This window comes from Neobacillus sp. MER 74, from assembly GCF_023714155.1.
Genome location: NZ_JAMAUV010000117.1, coordinates 1 through 255, shown reverse-complemented (window position 1 = coordinate 255; position 255 = coordinate 1). Strand labels below are relative to the sequence as shown.

Genomic DNA, 255 nt, shown 5'->3' with positions numbered 1-255 from the left:
ATTGTTTTACGATTCCTTGCAATCATGAACTGTTCCCACCGCTTTTTGCCTTCTAGGTTTTTGAGTTTTTTGACATGGTGCATTTCTAATGGCGTGTTCTCCACTCCACACCATTCGCATTTTTCTGCTAGAAGGCGTTCAATGAGACTTGTTCTGCCACCAAACTGTGCTGTATTGAGTTCTATATCAACCTCTTCATTACTAATTGATGTATTTTTCTCCATTCTTTGATCGATGAAATTTGCAATACGTTTC

At 38.4% G+C, this 255-nt stretch carries 1 protein-coding gene; it reads right to left on the bottom strand.

Features of this window, described 5'->3' with window-relative positions; all coding sequences use genetic code 11:
• Positions 1-255, bottom strand: a 255-nt coding sequence (locus M3610_RS27795; protein WP_483870121.1) for an HNH endonuclease, incomplete at both ends; no start/stop codon positions are given.